Here is a 4,901-nt window from a genome sequence, read left to right as displayed (position 1 = left end):
AAAGGTGGCTATCTCACCATAAAGCGTATATTGTCATGCCATCCCTGGGGTGGGCATGGATACGATCCGGTTCCCTGAACAATGTAACCGGTTGCCAACTTAATCGTTCATCTTATACATTCTTGCATGCGTGCGTTTTTTAATAAAAGAAAGAAACTGACAGCAGCGCTGTTGTTGCTGATTACAGCAGCAGGCATCTTTGCTTTCAATGAAAACGATAAATACTTCCAGATTGCCAAGAACCTGGACATATTTGCGGCTTTCTATCGGGAACTGAATACTTACTACGTAGATGACCTGCCTCCCGAAAAAGTGATGCGCAAGGGCATTGAGGCCATGTTGGAAGAAACAGATCCTTTTACCGATTTCGTTTCCGAAGAAAATCTCGATGACCTCAAATTTATGGCTACCGGTAAATACGGTGGCGTAGGGGCTTCTATCAATACCAACGGCGAATGGACCTCCATCACAGATGTGTACGAAGGCAGCCCTATGGACAAAGCCGGCGTAAAACCAGGCGATATCATCGTAAGCATGGACGGTAAATCCGTGAAAAATACTGCCCAGGAAGAGGTGAGCAGGCAACTGAAAGGCGCCGCAGGAACCCCGCTGGACATGGTTTTTAGAAACCCTGTTACCGGCGTGGAAACACCCAAAAAGATCATCCGCGAAGAAATTAATGTAAAATCTGTGAGCTATGCCGGCATCCTGAAAAACGATATCGGCTATATAAAAATGACCCAGTTTACCGAAAACAGTGGTGCTATGGTGCGCCGGGCGGTAGAACAACTGAAACAAACCAACCCTTCCCTGAAAGGGATGGTACTGGATCTTCGAGGTAATCCCGGCGGCCTGCTGGATGAAGCCGTTGTAGTAGCTAATATTTTTGTAGATAAAAACAAACTCATTGTCAGCACCCGTGGTAAAGTAAAAAACTGGGATCGCAGCTACGAAACATCCGAGCAGCCGGTGGATGTACGCCTGCCATTGGCAGTACTCACCAATCATTCTTCCGCTTCTGCCTCAGAAATAGTGGCAGGCAGTATTCAGGACCTGGATCGCGGACTCGTAATAGGCCAGCGCTCCTATGGCAAGGGATTGGTGCAAACTACCCGGCAGCTGCCTTATAATACCAAACTGAAAGTAACTACTGCTAAGTACTATACCCCCAGCGGCCGTTGTATCCAGGCAATAGATTATTCGCACCGTAATGACGACGGCAGCGTAGACTATGTACCGGATTCCCTGCGCAAATCATTTACCACCATTGGTGGCCGCGCCGTGAAAGATGGTGGTGGCATAGAACCAGACGCTAAGGTAGAACCTACCTATATCAGCCAGGTGGCGATTACGCTCCTCCGCAAACAATTCATTTTCGATTACGCCACCAGCTATTATTACAGTCACCCGAAAATCGCCGCCGCCGGCAGTTTTGTGCTGACTGATGCGGAATTCGATGATTTCACACGCTACCTCGATAACAAAGACTATAGCTATAAAACCCGCAGTGAAGAAGCATTGGACTCTTTTAAAAGCACAGCTAAGAAAGAAAAGTATTACGATGCAGTGGCTAAAGAACTGGAAACGCTGGAAGCCAAAATGAAACATGATAAAAAGCAGGACCTGCTGAAAAATAAAGAAGAAATTAAACGCTTGCTGGAAGAAGAAATCGTGAACCGCTATTATTTACAAAGAGGTCGGATTATCAAATCACTGGAGTGGGATAATGAAGTGAATGCCGCTGCAGATATCCTGCACAATCCCACCAGGTATAAGCAATTGCTGACTGCTGCGAAGTAGCATAACGAATCACTTTTTCTATCAAAAGTTAACAGAGAAAAGTCCTGGTAATACCAGGACTTTTCTCATACAGTGAATAACCGCTCCACGCTAAACGTTCTTCCCCTCCATGTTCCTGCAAGCCTTTTACGTTTTCCATATAAATTATGAATTCCGGTTTATTGTTTTTATTTTGAGAGATCTCAGTGAATAATAAACAGTTATCATTTACAACCTAAAAAAGGGTTAATCATGCCAGTAAATTCCAATGAAGACTCTCGCCGGAGTTTTATCAGCAAATTTGCCAAAGGTGTAGTAGGCGCATCGCTGCTACCCAGCATTCTGACTGCTGCGGATAAAAAAAGAAATATAGAGTCGCTTTCCCGCTTAAGGGAAAAGTATAGCGCAAACGACCAGATTCAGATAGCCCTGATCGGCGCCGGTAATATGGGTACAGCAGATGCCAACACTGCGATCACCGTACCTGGTGTGAAGTTGATAGCTGCCTGTGATTTGTATGACGGCCGCCTGGCAGATGCCAAAAAGAAATGGGGGAATGATATTTATACTACCCGTAGCTACCAGGAAATTCTGGATCGTAAAGATATAGACGCCGTTATCATTGCGGTGCCTGACTTCTGGCATAAGGATATTTCAGTAGCCGCCATGAACAAAGGCAAATCCGTGTATTGCGAAAAACCAATGGTACACGATATCAGCGAAGGACCTGCGGTAGTAGAAGCACAGCAGCGTAATGGCAAAGTGGTATACCAGGTTGGTAGCCAGGGGATGAGCTCTTTGGGAAATGAAAAAGCAAGACAACTGCTGAAAGATGGTGCTATTGGTAAACTGAACTATGCAGAAGGCTTCTGGGCACGTATGTCGCCTACCGGTGCATGGCAGTACCCTATTCCTGCTGATGCGTCGCTTAAAACGGTTGACTGGGACACTTACCTCAAAAACGCACCTAAGCGCGATTTTGACCCACTACGTTTCTTCCGCTGGCGTAATTACAAAGATTATGGCACCGGCGTTTCCGGCGATTTGTTCGTACATCTGTTTTCCAGTCTTCACCTCGTAACCGGTTCCCTTGGTCCAAACAAGATAATGGCCACCGGTGGATTACGTTACTGGAAAGATGGAAGAGAAGTACCAGATGTGATGCTGGGTATGTTCGACTACCCTGAAACAGCTATACACCCTGCGTTTAACCTGTCTCTCCGCGTAAACTTCGTAGATGGTACCGGTGGTACCAACTACCTGCGTATGGTGGGTAGCGAAGGCTCTATGACGGTAGAGTGGGATAAAGTAACCGTATATCGCAACAGCGAACATGTGGATGAAAATGATCCATTGGCAGCTGCCAATGCAGCAGCATCTAACAATGGTAAATCATATGTATACCACCGTGCAGATATACTGCCACAGGAGAAGATGGAGTATGAAGCAGAGAAAGGCTATAAAGGCGCTCACTTCGATCACTTCTACAATCTGTTCAACGCCATGCGTACGGGTGGTAAAGTAGCAGAAAATCCTACTTTCGGTTTCCGCGCTGCTGCACCGGCACTGCTGTGTAACGAAAGCTATTTCGAAAATAAGATCATTCACTGGGATCCGGAGCAGCTCAAGGTGAAAGCATAAGGCAAAAAGCATAAAGCAAAAAGCTATTGTGTACGAGATATAAGCGGTTATACGCCTTACTCTGTTACACAATAGCTTTTTGCTTTATGCTTTATGCTTTCCGCTTAATTAAACAGCTGCTTCAAAGCGTTTGCTGATAGCGTTCCAGTCAATAACATTCCAGAATGCCTTCAGGTATTCCGGACGGCGGTTCTGGTATTTCAGGTAGTAAGCATGTTCCCATACGTCTACACCCAAAATAGGAGTGCCTTTTACTTCAGCCACATCCATCAGTGGATTGTCCTGGTTAGGTGTGGAAGAAACTTCCAGTTTACCATCTTTTACCAGTAACCATGCCCAGCCTGAACCGAAGCGGGTAGCACCGGCAGTGTTGAATTTTTCCTGGAATGCTTCAAAAGAACCAAAGGCACTGTTGATAGCATCCGCCAGTTTACCACTTGGTGTACCACCTGCATTAGGAGCGAGGCTGGTCCAGAAAAAACTGTGATTCCAGTGACCACCACCGTTGTTTCTTACAGCAGGACTGATTTTGCCGGCATTAGCTACCAGTTCTTCCAGTGATTTGTTCTCGTTTTCTGTACCTGCAACAGCTTTGTTCAGATTGTCTACATAAGCCTGGTGGTGCTTACCATGGTGAATTTCCATTGTCAGTTTATCGAAATTCGGCTCTAACGCATCAGTTGCGTATGGTAAGCTCGGAAGTGTAAATGCCATAACTCAATTTTTTATGGGTTTTAAAATATGATTTCTTGATAGTCGCCAAATTTACTGCCAATCCGTTAAAATTTAGCCATTTAATTATTTAGTTATTTAGATATTTGGTTTGACGAATCCCTGATATCTGCAAAACACAGTAACTAAACCATTAAATCGGTAATTACCCCATGCCTGGGCTTGATCATATGGAAAATTATTTTATATTTACGGATACTCGGTTTAACAGGACGTAACATTAGGCATATTTCGTGTGTGCTTGGTTGTTGTTTACCTATTGTTTGTTTAAAACTTATAGTATGCAGACAGGCTCGGACTCAGGGCAAAATTTTTCCCTCAATGCCTTACAAAAGGAAAATGAGCATTTAAAAAATCGTATTGATTGGCTGGAGAGCATTTTACATCATGTACCCGCCATGATTTACAGCTACGACAATAACAATAAATCTGTTACCTGGTGCAATGAACGCCTGGCAGAAACAGTTGGATTTTCTTCAGAAGAGATGACGGGTATGGGTATGGAGTTTTTTCAGCACATCATGCATCCGGAAGATTTTAAACTGGCTGCTGTAGCGCAGCAATCATTCATCAATAACAAGGCGCAATTTGGTGGTTTGGCGCGTATCCGCAAAAAGGGAGAGGTAGACTATCGTTGGCTGCTGGGGCTGGAAGTGCCTTTTACACATGATAAGAATGGGCGGGTAATAGAAATCATTTGCGCCTTCCTCGATCTGACCAATGCCATTGATACCAATGCACAGCTTTCG

At 44.8% G+C, this 4,901-nt stretch carries 5 protein-coding genes; 4 read left to right on the top strand and 1 reads right to left on the bottom strand.

The features are described from left to right. From yidD to VIP81_RS24500, 3 genes are all read left to right on the top strand, one after another. Positions 1-78: membrane protein insertion efficiency factor YidD (yidD, locus tag VIP81_RS24510; RefSeq protein WP_331967538.1), on the top strand; the 78-nt coding region annotated here is incomplete at its 5' end. Positions 79-126: 48 nt separating this feature from the next. Next, positions 127-1,800 (top strand): S41 family peptidase, encoded by a 1,674-nt coding sequence (locus tag VIP81_RS24505; protein WP_331967536.1) that lies wholly within the window; start codon positions 127-129, stop codon positions 1,798-1,800. Between the two features lie 231 nt (positions 1,801-2,031). Next, positions 2,032-3,420: a Gfo/Idh/MocA family oxidoreductase gene (locus VIP81_RS24500; protein WP_331967534.1), complete on the top strand. Its 1,389-nt coding sequence runs from the start codon at positions 2,032-2,034 to the stop codon at positions 3,418-3,420. Between the two features lie 108 nt (positions 3,421-3,528). On the opposite strand, the gene VIP81_RS24495 is transcribed toward VIP81_RS24500, so the two are convergent. Then, positions 3,529-4,134: a superoxide dismutase gene (locus VIP81_RS24495; protein ID WP_331967532.1), complete on the bottom strand. Its 606-nt coding sequence runs from the start codon at positions 4,132-4,134 to the stop codon at positions 3,529-3,531. 299 nt (positions 4,135-4,433) lie between these two features. On the opposite strand from VIP81_RS24495, the gene VIP81_RS24490 reads away from it, so the two are divergent. Continuing rightward, the coding region (locus VIP81_RS24490) for a PAS domain-containing protein (RefSeq protein WP_331967530.1) at positions 4,434-4,901 on the top strand (468 nt) is incomplete at its 3' end.

It is taken from the genome of Chitinophaga sp., assembly GCF_036566945.1.
In the GTDB taxonomy this organism is placed as follows: Bacteria; Bacteroidota; Bacteroidia; order Chitinophagales; family Chitinophagaceae; genus Chitinophaga.
Note: the sequence above shows the minus strand (reverse complement) of the source record. Positions and strands in the feature narration are given on the sequence as shown.

Coding starts and splice junctions, on each gene's coding strand:
- VIP81_RS24500 (WP_331967534.1), top strand. CDS start 2,032: ATGCCAGTAAATTCCAATGAAGACTCTCGCCGGAGTTTTATCAGCAAA.
- VIP81_RS24495 (WP_331967532.1), bottom strand. CDS start 4,134: ATGGCATTTACACTTCCGAGCTTACCATACGCAACTGATGCGTTAGAG.
- VIP81_RS24505 (WP_331967536.1), top strand. CDS start 127: ATGCGTGCGTTTTTTAATAAAAGAAAGAAACTGACAGCAGCGCTGTTG.